Raw genomic sequence first — 1,095 nt, forward strand, 5'->3', positions numbered from 1 at the left:
CTTCGAGGAACCGCCAGTCGATCGAGCCCGACAGTCTGACCAGCGCATGGTCCGGATCGACGATTTGATCGAGCCTCGCCTTGAACAGATCGTTCTGTCCGCTCTCCCGCCGCGCCTTCGGCCGCATTGCAATTGCCCGTCGTTGATTAGCCCGCCGCGACAGAATCACAGCGATCGCCCAAGAGCAATTTGCAAGAAACTGCGGGCTCACCCGCCGAAATCCTGCGAACAGAACCATGTCTGTTCGCCAAAAATCGATTCTCTCTCAACGGCTTGCGTGTTCTTCACAACCGACTAACCCAACCCGCTGAAGCCGCCAACGACGACGATTGCGATCAGGCGAGACTGGCTGTCCTCTCCACCGATGACATTTTCTAAAGAGCGGAACCTGCGACTTGTCTATCGGGCGCCGACACATATTAATTAGCCGTATCAATTGCTTAGCAAGTGCTTGCGCTGAGGCGCGAGGGAACTCGTCTGCGCGCCGCGGTCTGACAGTCTCTTGCTGCGGAGACCAACCATCATGCTCTCCGCCGATTTACGTTATTGAGGTAATGGGCACGCGCAGGGCGGCGAATCTCAGCCGGCAGCGCGGAGCATCCGTTGTGCGCCTCAGGAGCCCGAACAGATCGACGGCGGCCGCATTGGCGGTCAAGCAGCGAATTCGGCGCACTGATGCCAGACCGCGCGAGCAAACTCCTGTTGGTTAACAACACCGAATGGAGGACGACTAGAAATAGAACCCCAGATTGATCCGTCACCTAAGGTGCTACCTCTCGACGCAAGCCTATACCGATCTTTGAGCTGGTCCCGCAAATCTGAACAGCGCGATAAGTGGAGTTTCTGCCTGACGGCGGGCAAGATTGACCCGCGAATCAGGAGAGACGATGAGCAGACGAGCACGGCGGAACCACACTCCGGCTTTCAAGGCGAAGGTGGCACTTGCCGCCGTCAAGGGTGACCGCACGCTGGCGCAACTGGCGGAGCAGTTCGACGTTCACCCCAATCAGATCACATCGTGGAAGGCCCAGCTCGAAGGCAGCGCTGCCGATGTTTTCGGTCCGGGCGGCGGGAGTCGGATCGCCGAACCCACCG

The 1,095-nt window shown here is 58.9% G+C and carries 2 protein-coding genes; one reads left to right on the top strand and one right to left on the bottom strand.

Annotated elements, in window-relative coordinates; genetic code table 11:
* Nucleotides 1-238 (bottom strand): hypothetical protein (locus E4K64_RS39920; protein WP_135167572.1); only part of this gene is annotated, 238 nt, incomplete at its 3' end.
* A 649-nt stretch (nucleotides 239-887) separates the two neighbouring features.
* Here E4K64_RS39920 and E4K64_RS39925 point away from each other — a divergent pair.
* The coding region (locus tag E4K64_RS39925; RefSeq protein ID WP_135163638.1) for a transposase at nucleotides 888-1,095 on the top strand (208 nt) is incomplete at its 3' end.

Source organism: Bradyrhizobium frederickii (assembly GCF_004570865.1).
GTDB classification, from domain to species: Bacteria; Pseudomonadota; Alphaproteobacteria; order Rhizobiales; family Xanthobacteraceae; genus Bradyrhizobium; species Bradyrhizobium frederickii.